Below are 19,899 nucleotides of genomic sequence, written 5' to 3' on the forward strand. Positions count from 1 at the left end.
AGTAATAAGTACAGGATACAATACAAAAAGGAGCGACAGAAATGGATACAGCCACACACTTTGTCATGGGGATCGGGTTGGCTGGGCTGGCCTACACCGATCCTGCCGTCGCCGCAGATCCAAAGTTGGCGGCAGTCATACTTATTGCCACGGTCGTAGGGTCACAGGCACCGGATTTTGACACCTTGCTGCGATTAAGAAACAATGCAACCTACATCCGCAATCATCGTGGACTATCGCACTCCATTCCCTTCTGGTTGATATGGATCTTGTCTATAACGGGATTAATTGGCCTTATTTTCAGGGACGTGCCTATGGGACATGTCGCCCTGTGGGTCACGATTGCCGTCTGCTTGCATGTGTTTGTAGATTTGTTCAATACGTACGGGACACAGGCATTCCGGCCGTTTACGCCCAAATGGATATCATGGAATATTATCCACATCTTTGATCCCTTTATATTCGGCACCCATGTTGCTGCTATTCTACTGTGGATCACTGGACTGGTTACACCAGCTCCCTTATTTATTACGTTGTACATCATTACAGGCCTGTACTATATTTGGCGCACCTGGAGTCATTTCCGTACCAGAAACGCGGTACATGATATGGACACCGAGCGTCAGCCGGACGATATCTATTATATCATTCCCACGGTTTCATGGAACCGGTGGCATGTGGTAAAAGCTCATCAGAATGGAAGTTATGACATTGGCGGACTGAACGGGAAGCATCTTTTTTGGACAAAACACGCGGTTCCGTCCACACATTCGGCCGTAGAAGCATCCAAATCCTACCGTGATGTGCAGGCATTCCGCTATTTTTCTTCCTTTGCTGTTGCGGAGGTGGAAGAGCTGAAATGGGGCTACATTGTACGTTGGGCAGATGTTCGTTATGAGCACCGGAGACAATATCCCTTCGTGGCCGTGGTCGCCATGGATAAGCAGTTTGGACTGATCAACAGCTACATCGGCTGGCTCAGCCATGAAAAGATGCAGAAACGCCTCTCCCTGCATACGAATTAAAAAAGCATATCAGCAAGCAACACAAACGACAAACAGCAAGTCTCCCCTGACCCCGGAGCTTGCTGTTTTTTTGCCGTTCACAGAAAAATCCATCCCTCCATGAAATATCCACATGAAAGCGCCCTCTTGACGAAGCGGACTTGTGTGATTCACAATGGTCATAAGCCATGCACGCAAAAAATCCGGAGCATGATTGCTCCGGACTTTCTTCATCACAGTTGCTTATAATACAGCTTCCAAGATGGAGTGTTTATGTGTATTACTGCATACGGCCACTGCCCGACAAGGATTGCTCTGCTTGTTGGACCAGCTTTTTCGTGATGTATCCCCCGAGAGAGCCTGTTTCGCGGGAAACGACGTTACCGTAGTAACCATCCTGAGGGATTGTGATGCCGAGTTCTTGAGCGGCTTCATATTTTAATTGTTGTAAAGCGGCGTTGGCCTGCGGTACTTGCAGGTTGTTTGAACGACGTCTGCTCATATTTGAATCTCCTTTCAGTTTCTTTGTGAGTGAGGTTCATTGCAAGCTTGCAAGATTATTATGGCTCGCTTACACCTGCTTATTCCTAAAATTCAACATTCGAACGCTGGAGGTTTTTCCCATGAGCAAAGGTCTATCACTGTGGTTCGCCGTTTCATCCATTGTCCTGCTGACGGCATCCGCCATATCCATCAGTTATTCCGCTTGGCTTGCCATTTTACTGGGCCTTCTCTCTGTCGGCAACATCGGCTGGGGTTTTGTTATCAAGGCCAGACAACGCCGCTCCTGAGACATTCCTGTTAACGCCTGATCGCGTTGGCCTGCGGTTTGTCTTAGCGCTTGCGGGGCAGAAACCCCATACGTTCTTTGACCGCAGCCAGCGTGATTTCAGCCGCTTCTTGCGCCCGCTCTGCGGATTGGGCCAAAATGCGTCCAATCTCACCGGATTCCCGGATGTCACGATAACGCTGTTGAATAGGCTCCAAGGTGGCTACAACCGCCTCTGCCAGCTCTTTTTTGAACGTACCGTACATTTGACCTTCATAACGATTCTGTACTTCCTGAAGCGACAGGCCCGTACACTGGCTGTAAATTCCCATCAGATTGCTGATCTCCGGTTTGCTTGCCGGGTCATATTTAACTTCACTGCCGGAATCAGTGGTAGCGCGACTGATTTTCTTGCGAATGACTTTCGGTTCATCCAGCAGAGCGATATAGCTGCCCGCATTCGGATTGCTTTTGCTCATTTTTTTAGAGGCATCATCCAATGACATAATTCGTGCGCCCACCTCAGGGATATACGGCTCGGGAACAGTGAAATAATCTCCGTAGCGGTGATTGAAACGACCTGCCAAATCGCGTGTCAGCTCCAAATGCTGCTTCTGATCTTCACCTACCGGAACCAAATCCGCATTGTAAAGCAAAATGTCAGCTGCCATCAGAGCTGGATATACGAACAACCCCGCACCTATCGAGTCCTTACCCGCCGATTTGTCCTTGAACTGGGTCATGCGTTCCAGCTCGCCCATATGGGTCAGGGTTGTCATCAACCATCCCAGCTCCGCATGCTGAGGTACGTGGGATTGTAAAAAGACGTTGGACTGCTCGGGGTTAATACCTGCTGCAATAAATAATGCCGCCACGGCCTCCGACTGTTCACGCAATTGAGCTGGTTCCTGCGGCACCGTAATGGCATGAAGGTCTACGACCATAAAGTAACAGCGATGATCCTCTTGCAACTTGACAAAGTTTTTCATTGCACCGATATAATTGCCCAAAGTAAGTTGTCCGCTGGGTTGAATACCTGAAAGTACAGTTTTCATATTCATCATTCCTCCTGAAATTTATTTAAACCATTGAACGCAAAAAGGCCCCGCATCATCAAGGGACGCGAGACCGTGGTACCACCCTTATTCATTGCCTTCAGCCTGTTACTTGTCGGAGTCATGCCCCGTGGCTGCTTGCAATCTTATAGCTCCATTAACGGGGAGCAATCGGCCGTCATACTGAGGAAGAATGCTTCCTGTTCTGTTCGGCACTCCAAGGTCCATTCAGCAGTGCAGGCTCACCGGTTCGCATCTACCACCGGCTTTCTGAAGAGCGTATGCGAAGGCTTACTTGTCCTCATCATCGCGTTATCCATGTCATTACATTGTAAACTACATTTATGATAATTCTGCATCCTGTTATTGTCAAATGACGATTGTGCCCTGCGGTCAAAAATCTGTTATCATAATGACACGAAGCTTCAACCGATTATAGTGGACAAAGGAGCATGGATATGAAACAAGTGACCAAAGAACATTGGAATGGTTACGACACGTATGTTTTACATAGCCCTGAGCTGGAAGTTACGATGATCCCCCGTCTCGGGAATAATATTATCTCGGTGCGTGATCTGAAGCTGGATCGGGATATCGTACGGCGTCCTGGCGAGGAAGAACTGGCCTTTTATTTGCAAAAGCCGTATCATTTTGGCTTGCCGATTCTGATCCCTCCCGGCCGAATCCGCAAAGGACAATTCGAGTTTGACGGTATTCCCTATCAGTTTGATCGGAATACGGCCAACGACAATCATATACATGGGCTGCATCGTAATCAATCCTGGCGTTGCAGTGATATTGAAGAAGATGAGGAAGGTTGCAGCGTGACCACCGAGCTGTTGACGGAAAGTGATCCGCATTGGATCGAGCAGTTTCCTATTCCTCTGCGTCTGGAGATGACTTACCGCTTGCAGGGACCCGTATTGAGCCAAACGCTGCGTGTAACGAATCTGGGTGACAAAGCAGCCCCGTTCGGCTTGGGATATCACACTTGGTTTATGGTAGATGGGGAGCCTGAACGCTGGAGCCTGAAGCTGCCTGTGAATGGCGTATATGAGCAGGACGCTGAACAGCTCCCAACAGGTGCAATTGCCCCTTTGCATGACTTGGAGTCGCTCTCTACGGGACTTTCCCTAAAAGGAACGAATCTGGATACGCTGTTGCGTGCATCGGAAGGACCTGCTGAGGCCCTGTTGACCCGTGATGACGGTTATCAGATTCGCTACACGGCGGATGAGCAATACTTTAAGTATTGGGTGTTGTATACCAAGGGTGAATGCGATCAGTATCTTTGCATCGAGCCCTATACCTTATTGCCTGATGCACCCAATATGCACGATCCTGTGGGAACGGGCGGACTGATTCGACTGGAGCCTCAGCAGTCCATTAACCTGAAAACTCAGGTTCATATGATATATCCGTAATTTCCCTCTATTCATTTCCCTTCCTTCGGCGCATATTTTCATAACTCTGTCGCATAATAACCTCATCACAGCCGAAGGAGGTGACTACACATGGCTAATGGAGCTAATCAAGGCAGAGGACGCCGCAGTAACAACCTGGTCGTACCTCAAGCCAACAACGCACTGCAACAATTGAAATATGAAGCAGCACAAGAGCTGGGCATCACCATTCCGGCAGACGGTTATTATGGTGACATGCCATCCCGTGAGGCTGGTTCTCTGGGAGGTTATATCACTAAACGCTTGGTACAGCTGGCCGAACAGCAATTATCAGGTCGTTCAGGTCAATAAGCGTCATTATTCCACATGAAGCATTCCGTTTATCGCATTTAACCAAAATGCGATAAGTCGGGCATATAACAAAGGCGGTCTTCCCCAGGAAGGCCGCCCTTTCTTTATCCTTTGATATGAACGATTATTCCGAATTAGCCGCTCGGTATGTAGGCTTGTTATAACGGATCATGAGATTCGCCATGTTATAATTCGATTCCAGCGTAGCATCCACCAGAATGGTTCCCTGTCTGACGGCAAAATCAAAAGCAATCTCACCATGAGTCCAACTACGCTTGTGATTTAGTGTATCCAGCGCCATACGACGGAAGTCCGCCCGATGATCTACAGACAGCCCAGGTTCCACCGCTCCAAATGTACCGCCTTTACCTGCAATCGGATTATGACGGATACCAAATTTCCCAACCACGTTGTTACGTATTTGTACAAATACAGTTCCTGACGACAAACCTGCCAGTTCATCATCCAGTTCTTTAAAAACGATATCCATCTGCCTTACTAACGACAATTGACCTATTTCATTCATTAAAAAAATGCCCCCTATATACCTGTTTCAAAACCATTAATAGGTCTTATGACTCAATTATATGCGAAGTTTTTTGACGTTACAATCATAAATGAGATAAATGGGTATTTATAACTAATTTCTAAGTATATACATCAATTTAAATTTCGCCAACAGGTAATACCAAATCTAATTCGACACATTACGACTTTATTCTTGATATTCTGCAAGAATTGCAAAAAAGGCCCCCCTTGCGGGAGACCTAATTTGGAGTATATATCCGTTATTCCGTCATTTGCAAAAATTGCTCAATATCCTGAACTGTGACTTGCGCGGCATTACGCCAGAAGTCAGCCTGTGTTAAATCAGTCCCCAGATGCTTGAAGGCCAATTCTTCCACGGTCATGCGACCCGTATCACGCAGCAAGGCATCATATTGATCGGCAAAGCCATCTGAATTTTTTTTCGCAAAGGCGTAAATCCCGGCACTGAACATGTATCCAAATGTATATGGGAAGTTGTAGAATGGAGTGTTCGTGATATAGAAATGCAGCTTGGATGCCCAAAAATGAGGATGAGTCTCATCCAAAACGCCGCTGAACGCTTCACGCTGTGCTTGCTCCATTAATTCTCCCAGTTGTTGCGCTCCTACGACCCCATTTTTCCGCAGCTCGTAAAAACGGGTTTCAAACAAGAAGCGGGCATGAATATTCATGAAAAAGGCTACGCCGCGCTGAATTTTATCCTCCAGCAACGCTACCTTCTCTTGACCCTCGGAGGCCTCCAGCAAAGCATCCGATACAATCAGCTCTGCCAACGTCGAAGCCGTCTCAGCTACGTTCATCGCATAATTTTGATTCAATGGATGCAATTCATTCATCACATGTTGATGATAACCGTGTCCAAGCTCATGGGCCAGTGTCGAAACGTTGGAAGGCGATCCAGCATAGGTCATGAAGATACGGGTCTCTTTGCTAAGACGAAGGGAAGTACAGAATCCACCAGGACGTTTTCCCGGACGATCTTCTGCTTCAATCCAGCTTTTCTCAAAAGCCATTTGAGCAAAATCAGCCATTCTTGGACTGAATTTACCAAATTGCTCAACAATCGTTATGGCTGCATCGTCATACGAGATTTTAGTAGTAGACGTTCCCAGTGGGGCCTCAACGTCATGCCAGGACAGTTTCTTCAAGCCCAGCAGCTTCGCCTTCCGCTCCAGATATTTAACCAGTACAGGCTTCGTTTCATGAATAACCTGCCACATCGTATCCAGCGTCTGTGCGGACATGCGGCTGATTTCCAGCGGCTCCTTAAGTACATCAGTCCAGCCTCGGTTTGCATACAGCTTGAGGCGGAAGCCTGCCAGGTGGTTCAGTGTATCCGCACAATAGTCCTCAACCTTCGTCCATGCTTCTTCCCAACGTGTGAACACTTCTTGGCGCACACTACGATCCGGTTCATCCAGCTTGTTGGCAGCCTGTCCTACGGACAGATTTGCGATTTCTCCATTTTCTGGAACAGGTATCGTCATATTTTTGACAATCGTGTCATAAAAATCCCCCCAACCGTGGTAGCCGTCCACAGCCAGATCCAATGCGAGACTTTCCAGCTCAGGTGCCATTTTCTCACGAGCTTCGTTCCGGTATTCATTCAGGACAAAAGAGATCGACTTCATCGCTTCCCGTTCCATCCACTTCTGCCAAATGTCTTCACTCGTTTGTGCCAGCAGATTCTGGAAGGAAACCAAAGCACTTTTTCCCTCTGCATACAGCGCATTTACGCGTGCGCCCAGTTCAACGGCCTGCTTGTCGTGTTGGTTTTGGGCAGTTAGACAGGAAACAAAAGAACCTGCTTGCGATACTCCGTTAAACAGCTCCTGTATAGCATTCAGCACATGATCCATACGCTCGGTATCCAATACCGTTTGCGGTACTTTGGCTGATTTAAGCTGGGACTGCAATTGTTGAACCTTGCTCTCCAGCTCCTCCAAAAATGCTTTAAATGAGGGAGAGGAAGACCCCCCACTAAATATGGATTCCAAATCCCATGTTTGCTTCAACGGTGTTTTCATAGCAGTTCCACCTTTCCTTTGGCGAATTCATGTGGTTTCATATACAATAAAGCTACATCGTGATGGTAAAATCACTACAATTGGGAGGAACACAGGATGAGACCTTTACAAATTTCGCCAGAAACGGCTGTGAAATTATCCGAAAAGCTCGGCATTCCGCTGGAACATCTCATGCATACACCCCAGCATATTTTGATGCAAAAGCTGGCCGAACTGGCCAAAGAAGAAACCGCTGACCCGAACGGCGGTGAATCGGACAAATCATGATTCCTTTTCACAAAACCTGGCCTTATGACATTGTCATGGGAGACGTTTATGTACAATTTTGTCCGTTTTGCGACCATGAGAACGTCCTGCTACCCCTAAAGCCCAAAGAGCTTAAGCTCATACATGAAGGTATGAAAAAGCTGCTTGTGTTTCCATGCTGCCACAGCAGGGTTACTTTGGTGGATTGTGACAACGATTATCTGCTGTCAGATACCACCCTGCGCCATCATTAATTCATGAGGCAGTTTAGAGAAAGGTAGCCGTTGTTGATAAACAAGGTGTGAACCATGAGCCTGAATCGGCCATAGTGCACACCTTGTTTTATCAGGAAGAGCTTGCGTTCTGCATTTCCTCCGGCAACTGAATATTTTTAGCGAGCATTTGCTCCCTTAATACCGTCCATTGTTCACGAGAAGCCCGGATCATAGACGCGTCCATAATTTTCTTGTCATTAATGACACGTGAAAACCAGCGTACCGCTTCGTGATAGTTGCCTGTACGTCGGTGCAATTCTCCAATCAAATATAACAGCCTGGCATTATTCGCCCCGACACCCTCCAACTCATAGACCCGAATATAGGAGTCCAAACTAAACTTGAGAAACCGAAGCTCCTGCTCCTGATTCCCCTGGTATCGGTACATCCACGCGATATGCTGCAACAGGCTGGCTATCACCCGTTCCTTTTCTCCGATGACCTGCGCACACAGTAAACCCAGCTTGTACGTATCCAGCGCCTCTCTCCAGTTACGATGTCCGCCATATTCGCGGGATTGCCACCGATTACCGATTTTGTCCTTAAACAGCTTGGTCTGCTGATCGCTTAACTGAACGCTAGAATGCTCTGTCGAGGTAAATCCGCAATGAGGGCAAACCCGTACGACATAAAAATCGGGATTTTCATTCTTGTAATACGCGCAGAAGTCTGAATCCGTACGAATTGCCTTCTTTAGGCTCGGTCTGACACGGGATGTCTGATATTCTTGTTCACAATGCGGACAAGAGATTTTAATCTGATATAACGGTTCAAGTTCCAATGTTTTTACATCCCTCTCCAAAATTCGGCAATCTCCGCAAGTTTACGGGGTATTTACAAAATGATGCGCAGGACCAGACAATCGGTTAAGTATAAATGAACGAAGCGGCTCCTCAATGCCTGTATCCGTTAACGCACCCGCCATACAGGACAACCATGCCTCTGCTCGCTCCTCCGTTACGGGAAACTTCATATGTCTTGCACGTAACATCGGGTGACCATAAGCATCTGAAAACAGGGATGGTCCGCCAAAAAACTGACTCAGGAACATATACTGTCTTTCCTTGACCGACTCCATATCTTCAGGAAACAGCGGACTTAACAACGGATCTTTATAAACTCTCGGGTAGAAGGCCTCAATAATAGCACGAACACCCTCTGCACCCCCAAGATTGTCATAAATGCTCAGGCTAGGATTCACTTTTCCTCCAACTTTCTATGCTATGGTAATAAATATACACCCGTATTATAACAAAAAACAAAAAATGACGCTAAGAATAAGCGTCATCTTATCATTTCACATATACAGACAGGTTTGCACGACTTACAAAGAGGTCCGCCATTCTACAAACGCAGCTAATAACTCCGCCAATCCTCTTCACCGGGATGGACGAGAGAGGCACGAATAACATACACAAAAGCACACACGAGTAGACCGGCAACGATACTCATCCTGATCACTCCATCCTTAAGGTTATAGATCGTTGTTTTTTAATTTTAACATAACCCTTACAAAAATACAGCATTTCGCGCAAACGCTTTCTTTCCTTTTTGGTACTCTTTGTCCATCCTCGTCCATAGAAATAGTAGTAGAACTCCAAAGGAGGGGCCTCTATGCCACTGTACCGTCGTTACTCACTCCCTTTACTCATTTTTATGCTGCTATTCCTATTTATACTCATGACGGCGCACCCGCAATCTTCTCTGAATGCCGGACTTCGTGGCCTAGCCATTTGGTGGGACGTGCTGTTTCCGTCTTTATTCCCGTTTTTCGTTATTTCCGAGCTCCTGCTCGGTTTTGGCATCGTTCATTTTATAGGTACGCTGCTGGACCCTCTCATGCAGCCTTTGTTTCGTGTACCCGGTTGCGGAGGCTTTGTCGCCGCTGTCAGTTGTGCATCCGGCTACCCGATTGGAGCCAAATTAACGGCCAAGCTGTGGGAGCAAAAATGGATCACCCGCATCGAAGGAGAACGGCTGGTCGCCTTTACAACTTCCTCTGACCCGATATTCCTGATCGGTGCCGTTTCCGTCGGCTTCTTCCATCGACCTGAAATTGCAGTCGTGCTGGGCGCTGCCCATTATGGTGGCGTGCTGATCATAGGCCTGCTCATGCGCTTTCACGGTTCCCGCTTGGGGGACGCTGATACTCACAGCAACCGTCCCCAGTCTGCTGCAACCGCAGCAGGCCACATCGGGCAGCCTACACCAACATCCCTCGCTGTCGCTCCAAATGCCAAATTAGATGCGTCTTGCGGACGACTGCGCCAAGCGTTATTTGCTATGCATACAGCACGCTTGGAAGATGGCCGTCCGTTTGGGGAGCTACTCCGTCAAGCCATTGCTTCCTCCCTCCATCTTATTATTGTCGTAGGAGGACTGGTTGTATTCTTCTGCGTCATTCTGGAAGCTTTGACGAACTCCGGTTTAATGAGCGGACTTCGCCTGCTTACAGCAAGCTTATTGTCCGCCTGCGGCCTTCCTCCTACATTAACAGATTCCATTGTAGGCGGTATCTTCGAAGTCACCTTAGGGGCACAAGCCGCTGGTGAAGCCACAAGATCGGCTTTGCCGTTCAAGGTAGCCGCAGCAGCCTTTGTCCTCTCCTGGGGCGGACTATCGGTTCATGCGCAGGTCGCGAGTATTTTGAATACGACGAATCTCCGGTACCTGCCTTTTTTGCTGGCCCGCGCTGCGCACGGCATCATCTCTACTCTGCTGGCTCTCGTGCTATGGCGTCCGCTCATGGGACAGGGAAGCTCGCCAGCCTTTTCTCCGATATACGATATCACCTGGTCTCCCGGCTTCTCATCCACTGTGTTATGGCAAAGCCTGTTATTTCTCACCTGCCTGCTGATAGCCATGCTCTGTCTCTCTTGGTTGAGTGCAGGCACAAGCCGCTTATTCGCACGTCTCAGGGGATCGTCCAGGCAATGAACGATTGTGTTCTTGCTCATAATTGATTATGATCGGTATATACCCATGACAAAGGAGCTTTTCATCTTGAGATATTATGTTCTGGATCGCGGGGATCAGCACTCCATGGACTTGAGTCAGCAGTTTCACCGTCTTGCCCAAGAAAAGAATTTCAAGCTGGATGCCGAATCGCCGGAAATCGTCGTGTCTATTGGAGGCGACGGTACTATGCTGCATGCGTTTCATACCTTCATCGACCGACTTTCGGATATTGCCTTTGTTGGTGTACATACCGGTCATCTGGGCTTTTATGCCGATTGGCGTGCGGACGAGCTGGAGGAGCTAATCCACCTGATGAGCCAAAGCGGATCTGAGGGGCCCCTTAAACCGAGGATCGTCAAGTATCCATTGATCGAGCTGGAGATTCACAAGAAGTCGGGAAATGCTTCTTTTATTGCGTTGAATGAATTTACGTTAAAAGGGGTCGATGGCACTGTCGTTGCGCAAGTGGATATTAACGATGTCACTTTCGAAATGTTCCGTGGAGACGGAATATGCGTTTCTACCCCTTCAGGCACGACTGCCTATAACAAAGCACTCGGCGGAGCTATGGTTCACCCCACCATAGAAGCGTTGCAATTAACTGAGATTGCCTCCATTAACAACCGGGTGTATCGGACACTTGGATCACCATTGCTATTGCCCAAGCACCATCATTGTGATATTTTTTCGAGAAAAGATCAGCGTCTTCTGCTAACGGTAGATCATCTGAACTTCCCTGTGGATGATTTGATTTCTGTTCGTTGCCAGGTTTCCAGTCACAAAGTCAGCTTCGCTCGTTATCGTCCCTTTCCATTTTGGAATCGGGTACGCAATGCTTTTCTTAATTAGGCAAGCTGCTTTGCAAATACACATAGAACTGAACAGCACTAGTACATGTAAAAGAGCCAACCTTGGCTCTTTTTTTGTATGATAGGGCCAACTCAATTCATAGTTGATCTGTTTACCGGTAAACAAAAACGGCTCCTGAAATTCAGGAACCGCTTTGTTGTGGAGCTGTGAATGTTTCATTCTTTTTGCTTCCCTCAGCTCTTTCGGCCTTGGCAGCAGGCTGCGCCTGACGCTGGCCTCCGGAATCACGCGAGACGCGGGCTTGCCGTCCATCCCTGTTTTCCTTCGGTTGACGCTCATAGCGTGGGCCACGGGATTCCTTTTTATCGAAATCCCCTTGCTGATTGCGCTGTTTCCGTGGTTCCCGGGCTTGCTGTCCTTCACCGGAAATTCGCCCGTCCTTCGCCTCACGCTGCCGATTCCCTTCACGTCCTTCTTTGGACGGACGGCTTTCAGAGAGTTTCCGTGGCTGTCGCTCACGCGGTTCCTGGACTACTCTTGGTTCCCGTCGTTGCAACTCCCGTGACTCCCGAATTTCCTGAGCTTCACGCCGCTGCTCCACTCGCGGCTCCTCGGTTTCCCTGGACTCGCGCTGTGGCTCCGGCCATTCCCGTTCTTCTCCGTCTGCGCGTTGCAGCACTTCTTGCGGCTCTCCGGTTTCTACCGTTTCCGTTGGTTCCGTTTGAGGTTCTGCCAACTGTTGATTATCCGACGAAACGGATTCATCATTGTTTTCATTCTTGTTGAGCACATCGCGGCTCTTAAGCAACACAAAATAAGCACAACCGAAATTACAATATTCATTAATGTAATCGTCCAGTACCGCTATGGATGTATCTTTGTTGGCCTTGGGATGCACGTCACGGTAAAAACCCTTTAGACGCAGCTGATTGTAACCCCAATCACCAATAATATAATCATAGCGCTCCAGCACTTCACTATACCGGTCACGAAAAGCTTCGGGATTCCACCCGTTCTTGTGATCCTGCAACACTTCATAGTTTTTACCACCGATATGAAACAAGCTAATCTGACCGCCTTTCCCGGATCAAGCCTGCGAAAGGGTGCCTTCTTCCTTATGCTGAGCGGCAGACTTCACCTGCTCATGCGCTTGGTAGGAGCTGCGGACCAACGGACCGGATTCGACGTGGCTGAACCCCCGTTGTAATCCCTCTTCCTTTAACTTCGCAAAATCTTCCGGTGGGTAATATTTTTGCACATACAAATGTTTCTCCGATGGCTGCAAATATTGTCCAATTGTCAAAATATCGCAATCGACTTTACGCAAATCATCCATGGCTTGTAAGATCTCGTCCCACTCTTCTCCGACACCTAGCATGATACTGGACTTGGTAGGGATGGACGGATTTAATTGCTTCGCACGTTGAAGAAGCTCCAGAGAGCGACGATATTTTGCCTTGGCCCGAACTTTATCGGACATCCGCTCCACCGTTTCAATATTATGATTCAAAATATCTGGTTTGGCATCCATGACAATACGCAGCGATTCGATATCGCCCATAAAATCGGGAATCAACACTTCTACGCTGCAAACAGGCAAACGGCGGCGAATCGCACGCACCGTTTCTGCAAATACAGTGGCTCCCCCATCCTTCAAATCATCGCGGGCCACACTGGTTACGACACAGTGTTTCAAGTTCATGTTTTCAGCCGCTTCGGCGACGCGTTCAGGCTCCTGCAAGTCCAGTTCCGTAGGCATTCCCGTATTCACTGCGCAAAAACGGCACGCACGCGTACAAATATCACCCAGAATCATAAATGTAGCTGTCCTGTTGGCCCAGCATTCATATATATTAGGGCATCGCGCCTCCTCACATACGGTATGTAATGTCTTGGAACGCATCATGCTCTTGATTTCCTGATAGTTATCGCCTGTCGTAAGTTTAATACGAATCCAGTCGGGTTTTGCTTCCTTCACTTTTCTAGACAATGGTATAGACCTTCTTTCTGATGAGCTTAAGCTGTCATTTCCATACATTATAACATGAAAGCCATGGGAAAGCCTCCATTCATTGTTCCCTTTTTGATATGACTTTGATGCCGGAAAAGTAAACTCCTTATATGGATAAAAGCGACGAATATGGATCAATCTAAATCAAAGCGCCCGTACCGATGCCGTTGGATACGGGCCTGTAATCTACGGGGGCTGTCAAAGCTCCCTTATGAGGAGGTCGGTTCACGTACCTTACCCTAAACGTACAGCCCGCATTGTTCGCCTGTTGCCGCTGCTGTTGTGCGCCACTACACTGACAATGGCCTGTCCGCTTCATGCTCAGGCCTTAGCCAAACCATTACAAACATCATCCCAAAGCATCCAGACAGCACATGTTACTATTCCAAATTCCCAGTCATCATTGTATACGTCCAGGCTTGCTTTATATCGTTCCGTCGAAGCCTTGACAGGGACTCCGTGGTACAGGCTGGCCGCTATCGACCAGTATGAACGCACGCTTACGATTGCGCATCCCAAAGATCGCAAACATGCGGAGCGAGTCACAGGTATCTTTGTCACTGGACCCGTCTGGTCCGGTCTGATGAACCCTGATCCCGAGGATCGGCATCCACGTTCCATTTCTTTTTTTTCTGGGTTGGGACAGGACGGCTCGGGTGATGGAATTGCTGACCGTGATAATAACAGGGACTTGCTGTTCAGCATCGCCTCTTATCTTGGTAAATATGGAAGCACCGAGGATGAGTTCTCCATTGCAGTATGGGAATATTACCACAACAGCCGAGCGGTTCAAAGAGTGCAGCAGTTTGCCAAACTGTATCGGACCTATGGAAAGCTGGAGCTTGGCAAACAAGCCTTCCCGCTTCCCTTGGGCAGCATTTATAGCTATCGCAGCACTTGGGGCAGTCGTCGGAGCTGGGGCGGTTACCGCATTCATGAAGGGACAGACCTATTCGCCGGCTATGGCGTTCCGGTTCGAAGTACCTGCTACGGCGTAGTCGAAATGAAAGGCTGGAATCCGTTCGGTGGATGGCGAATCGGGATTCGGGATCTCAACAATCGCTATCACTACTATGCGCACCTCTCCGGCTTTGACAAAACCGTTCACAACGGGGACATTGTCACGCCAGGTCAGATTGTCGGCTGGGTCGGAAGCTCGGGTTACGGCAAGCCCGGTACCCAAGGCAAATTCCCGCCACATCTGCACTATGGCATATACCGGGACAGCGGTTGGATGGACTGGTCCTTTGACCCGTATCCGTTATTAAGACAATGGGAGCAAACGGAGCTCAAAACCAGCAAAGCAAAAGGGACCTCCACATAAGGTCCCTTTTGCTTTTCATATACAAAAATCAAGCCCTCTCACATTCCACTTGCCTTCACTTATGACGTTGGAGATAAAGTGGTGGATTCACCTTCCTGCGCCTGTGGAACACTCTCTATGCCGGAATCCGCAGCGCCGCCTGTCTCTATCGCATGTGGTGGCAGAGCCGAATTGAGGGCGGTGGCCCCATTTTACCAACGGGCTTACCTTGATTATCATAGTAATACTCGGGACATTGCCCACCACGAGCAAATAAGACACCGGAATTTCCGTCTCCACAATCTGAGGCTGAATTTCAAAAGGAATTACGACGGACACCTCCGTCGTAATCCGAATATACACTTCCACCAAAATCATGTTGATGTCCGTATCCTGCTGGCGTGTATTTAAATCTACCTTGATAGCTCCATGCGGCTCCACCTTGAGTGGAACCTTCGGGCCATAGGCTGCCAACAGCGGACTGCCCAATGCCTGACCGATTGGAACGCTCTCATCAAAATGGCTCATGCTATCCATTGTTGCCTTGACTGCCTTGAGCGTATCCGAGGTAATTCTCATATGCTCTGCATAATTCAGAACAAAGCCGGTGGTTTTCCCTTGCGCATCCGTTCACCATTCGATCAGATTATCAGCGGTCTCCCCCTGCTTTACCTGCGCAGTAATCGCTGAATTAATGGCCTCCGTCGTCATTTGCTTGACCCGCACTTTTGCCAAATGCATCATAGGCGGTTTCAAATGCTGCTCCACATAAGAGGCAACCTGTACGATTCCTACCAGCAGTACCAGCCCCACAATGAGCCATATTCTGCGTCTTCCGTGTCGCCTGCTGTTAGGCCTGCTGTGCCAATGCGGTCTTCTCTTCATACCGATCCCCCCGCAGCGATGAGCTTACCCTACAAGGATATGCGGCGGGTACACGAAAAAGAAGCTGCCCGTCCGGCAGCTCCTTTTGGTGTGCTAAAAATATATAATTCCTGATGTGACTCTTAAGTATTATTTGAAAAAATTATTTAAAAATATGGTCAATCTTTTCAATAACCGCCTGACTCAGTTGGACATTCAACGTTTTCAGATTCGCCAGCACCTGCTCCGGCCCCTTCGCCCCTGGAATGAGGGCATCAATCGAATCGCGGGTCAAATACCATGCGAGCACAACATGAGCGACCTCTGCATTCAACGCATTGGCAATCTGCCGCACCTGCTCCACTTTGTCCATACTACGAACAAACGCTTCTCTCTGGAATAATGGATTTTTCGCTCTGTTGTCCGTGAAAATTGTGTCTTTCGTATACTTACCGCCCAGCAATCCGGAAGCCAGCGGGAAATAAGGCACAAACGAAATGTCATTGGCCTTGGTGTAAGGCAACAGCTCCTTTTCCGCTTCCCGTTGGAGCAAATTATATTCGGATTGAAGCACATCTACATAGCCGTCACTATTCGCTTCCTTAAGTTGTTCAATGGAAAAGTTAGATACGCCAATGGCCTTGATTTTGCCTTCGTCCTTAAGCTTCTTCAATTCTCCGACAGCCTCTACCTTCGGCGTGGCTTCATCCGGGAAATGGATATAGAACAGATCAATATAATCGGTCTGCAATCTTTTTAGACTGGATTCGACGGATTCACGTAAAAAAGCAGGCGAGTTTTCAAAAACAACCTCTCCGTTCACAAATTTGTGTGCCCCCTTGGTCGCAATGACAGCTTCCTCACGTTTGCCGCTCTCCTTCAGCACCTCACCGATCAACCGCTCTGAGTGCTCAGGTCCGTAAATAAAAGCCGTATCCAGAAAATTGATGCCGTTGTCCAAAGCTGTGCGAACGACTTCTTTGCCCGTTTCATCGTTCAAATCGGAAAAAAGATTATGTCCTCCCACCTTATTTGCACCCAAACCGATTTGTTTCACATATAGATCTGTTTTGCCAATACGCACTTGCTTTGCCAATTCACGTCATCTCCTTTTCGAAAGTTACAGAGGACTCCCGTTCAATACAGGAATCATCTTTTGTTTGCTTCATCATTTTTTAGAAACTCTTTTTTAAGTGTCCTTGACTAAGGGTCCAGATTATTTCAGACTTTTGGAGACAGCCCCTTTAATTGTTTAAGGATTAAGTGCTCTTGCAATCGCATCCACATAGCTTTGGCTAGCGCGCTGGCTTACTTCCGCTTGTGGAACCATCACTTCAAAGCTGTGGAAGCTGCCGGGATACAAATGAAATTCGACATCTACGCCCGCTTGCGCAAGGCGCGTCACATATTCGATCGTCTCATCTCGGAACAGATCAAGCTGGCCTATGCACGTATAGGTCGGCGGTAGCCCCGCCAAGCTTTCCGCCCTCGACGGCACTGCATATGGGGACATCTCGTTGGCATCGGTACGCTCGCCCAAGTACATGTTCCAGGCCGACAAATTGTTCGTCCGGTTCCATGTTGCGTTATCGGCCGTAATTTCATGGCTTGACGCAGTCATATTGCGGTCGTCGATCATCGGATACAGCGGCATTTGGAAGATGAGGGCTGGCCCACCTTTGTCACGAGCCATTAAAGCAAGCGCTGCGGTCAGACCGCCGCCCCCGCTTGCACCAGCAATCGCGATCCGATCCAAATCGATGCCCAGCGACTCAGATTTGTCCGTCATCCATGTCAAGCCAGCATAACAATCATCGATAGCAGCAGGATATGGGTGCTCCGGAGCAAGTCGATAATCGACCGACACCACGACGCATTTAGCCGCCTGTACGAAGCGTTCGCACAAAGCGTCGTCCATATCAGGATGCCCCATCACATAGCCTCCCCCGTGAATCCACAGCATGGCCGGTAGCGTAACGTCAGTTCGCTGGGCAGGTTCGTAGATTTTGACTAACATCTCGCCTGCTACGCCCGGAATCATCCGGCTTGTCGTGCGTACGTGCTCCGACTTCTCAATGGGGGGACTTGACAAATAACTTCTGCTCAGTTCTAAATTTTCCTCCAGTTGAAAACCAGGAAATTGTACTAATATCGACCTTAATTCTGGCAATACCCGACTTTCAAAATCCATTCGAATCACTCCTATCATTGAATTATGATCTTTTTTCCGTCTCAGCTTCCCACTTGGTTATTTCCTCTCGAACTCGGGGTGCTACCTCTGTTCCTAGCAGCTCAATGGCTCTCATCACCTCGGCATGCGGCATCGTGCTTAACGGAACATACAGCATAAAGCGTGTAACACCTACATTTTTGCGAAGGTGAATGATCTTCTGGGCAACAGTCTCAGGATCACCGACATACAGTGCACCTTCAAAGCTGCGGGCGGCATCGTAGCTAGAACGATCGTAATGCGCCCAGCCCCGCTCCTTGCCCAATTTATTCATACCTGCCATGGTAGAAGGGAAAAATGTATCTGCAGCTCGTTCCGTATTCTCTCCAACAAATCCTATCGAGTGCGCCCCAACCTTAAGCCGCGATTCGTCATGACCAGCGTGCGCTGCTGCTTTCTTATAAAGCTGCACGAGCGGTGCAAAATCCGTCGGTTTTCCACCAATGATCGCCAGCACCAGCGGCAATCCTAACAGACCTGCACGGATAGCAGAATCCTGTCTGCCCCCGCTGCCAACCCATATCGGTAAAGGATTCTGAACGGGCCGTGGATACACGCCCAAATTGTTAATCGCTGGTCGATGCCCGCCCTTCCAGGTTACTTTTTCGGACTCTCGTATTTTAAGGAGCAATTCCAAATGTTGTTCAAACAGTTCATCATAGTCATCCAAGTCATAGCCAAACAGTGGAAAAGATTCAATAAAGGAACCCCGGCCCGCCATAATCTCCGCACGTCCATTTGAAATACCATCCAGCGTAGCAAAGTCCTGAAAAACGCGCACCGGATCAGCTGAAGAAAGCACCGTCACTGCACTGGTCAGCCGAATTCGTTTCGTCTGTGATGCAGCCGCAGACAGCACAACTGCTGGTGAAGATGCCGCATAATCCTTCCGATGATGCTCACCTACGCCAAACACATCAAGTCCCACTTGATCAGCAAGGACAATTTCCTCGACAACTTCACGCAATCGCTGTGCGTGACTCATCACTTCACCTGTCTGAACGTCCGGCTTTGTTTCTACAAACGAAGTAATACCTATCTCCATGGTCAATCTCTCCTATTCTAATAGCTTTCTCTAGCAACAGCTTCGAAAGCAAAAAAGTTTTAATACCATATACCTTTTTTCCGAACTATTATTCCAGTTCTTTTCAAGCAGGGGATGTGTCTGTTTTTTAATGCGGCTCCGAGCATGCATACTCCGTCCCAGCCATAGTGTGCATATATATGGGTCGAAGTGATAGAGCCAATAGCGCCGCGATGGAATAGAAAACCATGTACCTGGCAGTGAGCCGACTGCGCGCCTCCGTACGCAATGCTAAGATCATATGCGAGAACAAACGTCCCAATTGCAGTATGTAAAAGGGAACATTGCGGCTCGCTAAGAGGCAGTACAAGTGAAGTCCACAAAATGCTGAAATCAGTAAAAATCAGTAGAGCCAAAATAGCGCGGATGCGTAATATTCGTTCTTGTGCGAACAACATAAATACCGACCTAAGCAGTTGAGGATTGGGCAGTGATTTTACCCCACGATCAACATTTGGCAACACCCTAAATAATGCACAAACCATAAGAAGCATCAACGCAGCAGGGACCAAATATATGGAACGCCAACTCGCAAGATCTGTTAATATTCCTGAAATGGTTCGAGCAAGAAGTATGCAATCACAATTTCACTTGTTACCAAGCCAACGACGCGTCCTCGTTCGGCAGGGCTAGCCATTGCCGACGCGAACGTCACAAGAGTCTACGTCACAACGGCAAGCAGTTACTGCTTTTACTTTAGCCTCCATTCTGTCCACACCCATTTCCATTCATTTTTTAATATCCGATAAAATATCATACTCATCGGTACGATATATTCCCCAGCAAATATAACTCTTAGAAACGAATACTGTCAATAAATATATTAGATCTACTTTGTTATATCTTATATGTGATCTTCCCTTGTTAGGATAAACCAGCCTACATTTGACAATATAAACGGGTAATTATAAAATAATAATATACTATTTGGTACGTAAATAAAGGCCGTTAATAGTTGCA

The 19,899-nt window shown here is 48.1% G+C and carries 21 protein-coding genes and 2 pseudogenes; 9 read left to right on the plus strand and 14 right to left on the minus strand.

Going from position 1 to position 19,899, the window contains the following annotated elements; all coding sequences use genetic code 11:
* Positions 1 to 41: 41 nt before the first annotated feature.
* Positions 42 to 1,025 (plus strand): metal-dependent hydrolase, encoded by a 984-nt coding sequence (locus ACWGOO_RS16625; RefSeq protein WP_452485202.1) that lies wholly within the window; start codon positions 42 to 44, stop codon positions 1,023 to 1,025.
* A 9-nt stretch (positions 1,026 to 1,034) separates the two neighbouring features.
* Here ACWGOO_RS16625 and ACWGOO_RS16630 read toward each other — a convergent pair whose 3' ends face one another.
* Together ACWGOO_RS16630 and ACWGOO_RS16635 are read right to left on the minus strand one after the other, a co-directional pair.
* Positions 1,035 to 1,238 (minus strand): hypothetical protein, encoded by a 204-nt coding sequence (locus ACWGOO_RS16630; RefSeq protein ID WP_452485204.1) that lies wholly within the window; start codon positions 1,236 to 1,238, stop codon positions 1,035 to 1,037.
* A gap of 46 nt (positions 1,239 to 1,284) precedes the next feature.
* The gene (locus ACWGOO_RS16635) at positions 1,285 to 1,506 is read right to left on the minus strand and encodes an alpha/beta-type small acid-soluble spore protein (RefSeq protein WP_025686385.1); all 222 of its coding nucleotides are present in this window, start codon (positions 1,504 to 1,506) and stop codon (positions 1,285 to 1,287) included.
* A 121-nt stretch (positions 1,507 to 1,627) separates the two neighbouring features.
* On the opposite strand from ACWGOO_RS16635, the gene ACWGOO_RS16640 reads away from it, so the two are divergent.
* Positions 1,628 to 1,795 (plus strand): hypothetical protein, encoded by a 168-nt coding sequence (locus tag ACWGOO_RS16640; RefSeq protein WP_452485206.1) that lies wholly within the window; start codon positions 1,628 to 1,630, stop codon positions 1,793 to 1,795.
* Between the two features lie 43 nt (positions 1,796 to 1,838).
* On the opposite strand, the gene trpS is transcribed toward ACWGOO_RS16640, so the two are convergent.
* Complete coding sequence (gene trpS / locus ACWGOO_RS16645; protein WP_452485208.1) at positions 1,839 to 2,828, minus strand: tryptophan--tRNA ligase; 990 nt, start codon at positions 2,826 to 2,828, stop codon at positions 1,839 to 1,841.
* 458 nt (positions 2,829 to 3,286) lie between these two features.
* Here trpS and ACWGOO_RS16650 point away from each other — a divergent pair, with 458 nt between their 5' ends.
* Both ACWGOO_RS16650 and ACWGOO_RS16655 read left to right on the plus strand, forming a co-directional pair.
* Complete coding sequence (locus ACWGOO_RS16650) at positions 3,287 to 4,252, plus strand: aldose epimerase family protein (protein WP_452485210.1); 966 nt, start codon at positions 3,287 to 3,289, stop codon at positions 4,250 to 4,252.
* A 90-nt stretch (positions 4,253 to 4,342) separates the two neighbouring features.
* Positions 4,343 to 4,582 (plus strand): alpha/beta-type small acid-soluble spore protein, encoded by a 240-nt coding sequence (locus ACWGOO_RS16655; RefSeq protein WP_354451835.1) that lies wholly within the window; start codon positions 4,343 to 4,345, stop codon positions 4,580 to 4,582.
* Positions 4,583 to 4,706: 124 nt separating this feature from the next.
* On the opposite strand, the gene ACWGOO_RS16660 is transcribed toward ACWGOO_RS16655, so the two are convergent.
* Positions 4,707 to 5,108 (minus strand): O-methyltransferase, encoded by a 402-nt coding sequence (locus ACWGOO_RS16660; RefSeq protein ID WP_452485212.1) that lies wholly within the window; start codon positions 5,106 to 5,108, stop codon positions 4,707 to 4,709.
* Positions 5,109 to 5,370: 262 nt separating this feature from the next.
* Positions 5,371 to 7,158, minus strand: coding sequence for a M3 family oligoendopeptidase (locus tag ACWGOO_RS16665; RefSeq protein ID WP_452485214.1), 1,788 nt, complete (start codon positions 7,156 to 7,158; stop codon positions 5,371 to 5,373).
* Positions 7,159 to 7,254: 96 nt separating this feature from the next.
* Between ACWGOO_RS16665 and ACWGOO_RS16670 the strand changes: the two genes are divergently transcribed.
* Positions 7,255 to 7,425, plus strand: a complete 171-nt coding sequence (locus ACWGOO_RS16670) for a YycC family protein (protein WP_014277894.1) — start codon at positions 7,255 to 7,257, stop codon at positions 7,423 to 7,425.
* Positions 7,422 to 7,658: a hypothetical protein gene (locus ACWGOO_RS16675; protein ID WP_452485216.1), complete on the plus strand. Its 237-nt coding sequence runs from the start codon at positions 7,422 to 7,424 to the stop codon at positions 7,656 to 7,658. Before ACWGOO_RS16670 ends, ACWGOO_RS16675 begins: the two co-directional genes overlap by 4 nt.
* A gap of 91 nt (positions 7,659 to 7,749) precedes the next feature.
* On the opposite strand, the gene ACWGOO_RS16680 is transcribed toward ACWGOO_RS16675, so the two are convergent.
* Both ACWGOO_RS16680 and ACWGOO_RS16685 read right to left on the minus strand, forming a co-directional pair.
* Positions 7,750 to 8,460 carry a DUF2225 domain-containing protein gene (locus ACWGOO_RS16680; protein ID WP_452485218.1) on the minus strand — a complete coding sequence of 237 codons (711 nt, stop codon included), beginning with the start codon at positions 8,458 to 8,460 and terminating at the stop codon, positions 7,750 to 7,752.
* Positions 8,461 to 8,502: 42 nt separating this feature from the next.
* On the minus strand, positions 8,503 to 8,880 hold the full coding sequence (locus tag ACWGOO_RS16685; protein WP_452485220.1) for a globin domain-containing protein: 378 nt from the start codon (positions 8,878 to 8,880) through the stop codon (positions 8,503 to 8,505).
* A gap of 413 nt (positions 8,881 to 9,293) precedes the next feature.
* On the opposite strand from ACWGOO_RS16685, the gene ylbJ reads away from it, so the two are divergent.
* Both ylbJ and ACWGOO_RS16695 read left to right on the plus strand, forming a co-directional pair.
* Complete coding sequence (gene ylbJ / locus ACWGOO_RS16690) at positions 9,294 to 10,616, plus strand: sporulation integral membrane protein YlbJ (protein WP_452485222.1); 1,323 nt, start codon at positions 9,294 to 9,296, stop codon at positions 10,614 to 10,616.
* Positions 10,617 to 10,682: 66 nt separating this feature from the next.
* On the plus strand, positions 10,683 to 11,486 hold the full coding sequence (locus ACWGOO_RS16695) for an NAD kinase (RefSeq protein ID WP_452485224.1): 804 nt from the start codon (positions 10,683 to 10,685) through the stop codon (positions 11,484 to 11,486).
* A gap of 142 nt (positions 11,487 to 11,628) precedes the next feature.
* Here ACWGOO_RS16695 and ACWGOO_RS16700 read toward each other — a convergent pair whose 3' ends face one another.
* On the minus strand, positions 11,629 to 12,510 hold the full coding sequence (locus ACWGOO_RS16700) for a YutD-like domain-containing protein (RefSeq protein WP_452485226.1): 882 nt from the start codon (positions 12,508 to 12,510) through the stop codon (positions 11,629 to 11,631).
* Positions 12,511 to 12,534: 24 nt separating this feature from the next.
* On the minus strand, positions 12,535 to 13,437 hold the full coding sequence (gene lipA / locus ACWGOO_RS16705) for a lipoyl synthase (protein WP_452485228.1): 903 nt from the start codon (positions 13,435 to 13,437) through the stop codon (positions 12,535 to 12,537).
* Positions 13,438 to 13,669: 232 nt separating this feature from the next.
* Between lipA and ACWGOO_RS16710 the strand changes: the two genes are divergently transcribed.
* The gene (locus ACWGOO_RS16710; protein WP_452485230.1) at positions 13,670 to 14,782 is read left to right on the plus strand and encodes a M23 family metallopeptidase; all 1,113 of its coding nucleotides are present in this window, start codon (positions 13,670 to 13,672) and stop codon (positions 14,780 to 14,782) included.
* Between the two features lie 59 nt (positions 14,783 to 14,841).
* Here ACWGOO_RS16710 and yunB read toward each other — a convergent pair.
* From yunB to ACWGOO_RS16735, 5 genes and pseudogenes are all read right to left on the minus strand, one after another.
* Positions 14,842 to 15,646, minus strand: a pseudogene (gene yunB / locus ACWGOO_RS16715) (sporulation protein YunB).
* 142 nt (positions 15,647 to 15,788) lie between these two features.
* Positions 15,789 to 16,721: an aldo/keto reductase gene (locus tag ACWGOO_RS16720; protein WP_452485232.1), complete on the minus strand. Its 933-nt coding sequence runs from the start codon at positions 16,719 to 16,721 to the stop codon at positions 15,789 to 15,791.
* 156 nt (positions 16,722 to 16,877) lie between these two features.
* Positions 16,878 to 17,816: an alpha/beta hydrolase gene (locus ACWGOO_RS16725; protein WP_452485234.1), complete on the minus strand. Its 939-nt coding sequence runs from the start codon at positions 17,814 to 17,816 to the stop codon at positions 16,878 to 16,880.
* A gap of 22 nt (positions 17,817 to 17,838) precedes the next feature.
* The gene (locus ACWGOO_RS16730) at positions 17,839 to 18,900 is read right to left on the minus strand and encodes an LLM class flavin-dependent oxidoreductase (protein WP_452485236.1); all 1,062 of its coding nucleotides are present in this window, start codon (positions 18,898 to 18,900) and stop codon (positions 17,839 to 17,841) included.
* A gap of 59 nt (positions 18,901 to 18,959) precedes the next feature.
* Positions 18,960 to 19,621, minus strand: a pseudogene (locus ACWGOO_RS16735) (MFS transporter); the annotation flags it as partial.
* Positions 19,622 to 19,899: the final 278 nt, after the last annotated feature.

The organism is Paenibacillus sp. NPDC055715, from assembly GCF_053617595.1.

Excerpts from the sequence above, each read along its gene's own strand:
- ACWGOO_RS16650 (WP_452485210.1), top strand. The coding sequence starts at position 3,287 with ATGAAACAAGTGACCAAAGAACATTGGAATGGTTACGACACGTATGTT.
- ACWGOO_RS16730 (WP_452485236.1), bottom strand. The coding sequence starts at position 18,900 with ATGGAGATAGGTATTACTTCGTTTGTAGAAACAAAGCCGGACGTTCAG.
- ACWGOO_RS16725 (WP_452485234.1), bottom strand. The coding sequence starts at position 17,816 with ATGGATTTTGAAAGTCGGGTATTGCCAGAATTAAGGTCGATATTAGTA.
- trpS (WP_452485208.1), bottom strand. The coding sequence starts at position 2,828 with ATGAAAACTGTACTTTCAGGTATTCAACCCAGCGGACAACTTACTTTG.
- ACWGOO_RS16655 (WP_354451835.1), top strand. The coding sequence starts at position 4,343 with ATGGCTAATGGAGCTAATCAAGGCAGAGGACGCCGCAGTAACAACCTG.
- ACWGOO_RS16675 (WP_452485216.1), top strand. The coding sequence starts at position 7,422 with ATGATTCCTTTTCACAAAACCTGGCCTTATGACATTGTCATGGGAGAC.
- ACWGOO_RS16665 (WP_452485214.1), bottom strand. The coding sequence starts at position 7,158 with ATGAAAACACCGTTGAAGCAAACATGGGATTTGGAATCCATATTTAGT.
- ACWGOO_RS16710 (WP_452485230.1), top strand. The coding sequence starts at position 13,670 with ATGAGGAGGTCGGTTCACGTACCTTACCCTAAACGTACAGCCCGCATT.
- ACWGOO_RS16670 (WP_014277894.1), top strand. The coding sequence starts at position 7,255 with ATGAGACCTTTACAAATTTCGCCAGAAACGGCTGTGAAATTATCCGAA.
- ACWGOO_RS16640 (WP_452485206.1), top strand. The coding sequence starts at position 1,628 with ATGAGCAAAGGTCTATCACTGTGGTTCGCCGTTTCATCCATTGTCCTG.
- ACWGOO_RS16625 (WP_452485202.1), top strand. The coding sequence starts at position 42 with ATGGATACAGCCACACACTTTGTCATGGGGATCGGGTTGGCTGGGCTG.
- ylbJ (WP_452485222.1), top strand. The coding sequence starts at position 9,294 with ATGCCACTGTACCGTCGTTACTCACTCCCTTTACTCATTTTTATGCTG.
- ACWGOO_RS16635 (WP_025686385.1), bottom strand. The coding sequence starts at position 1,506 with ATGAGCAGACGTCGTTCAAACAACCTGCAAGTACCGCAGGCCAACGCC.
- ACWGOO_RS16630 (WP_452485204.1), bottom strand. The coding sequence starts at position 1,238 with ATGAAGAAAGTCCGGAGCAATCATGCTCCGGATTTTTTGCGTGCATGG.
- ACWGOO_RS16660 (WP_452485212.1), bottom strand. The coding sequence starts at position 5,108 with ATGAATGAAATAGGTCAATTGTCGTTAGTAAGGCAGATGGATATCGTT.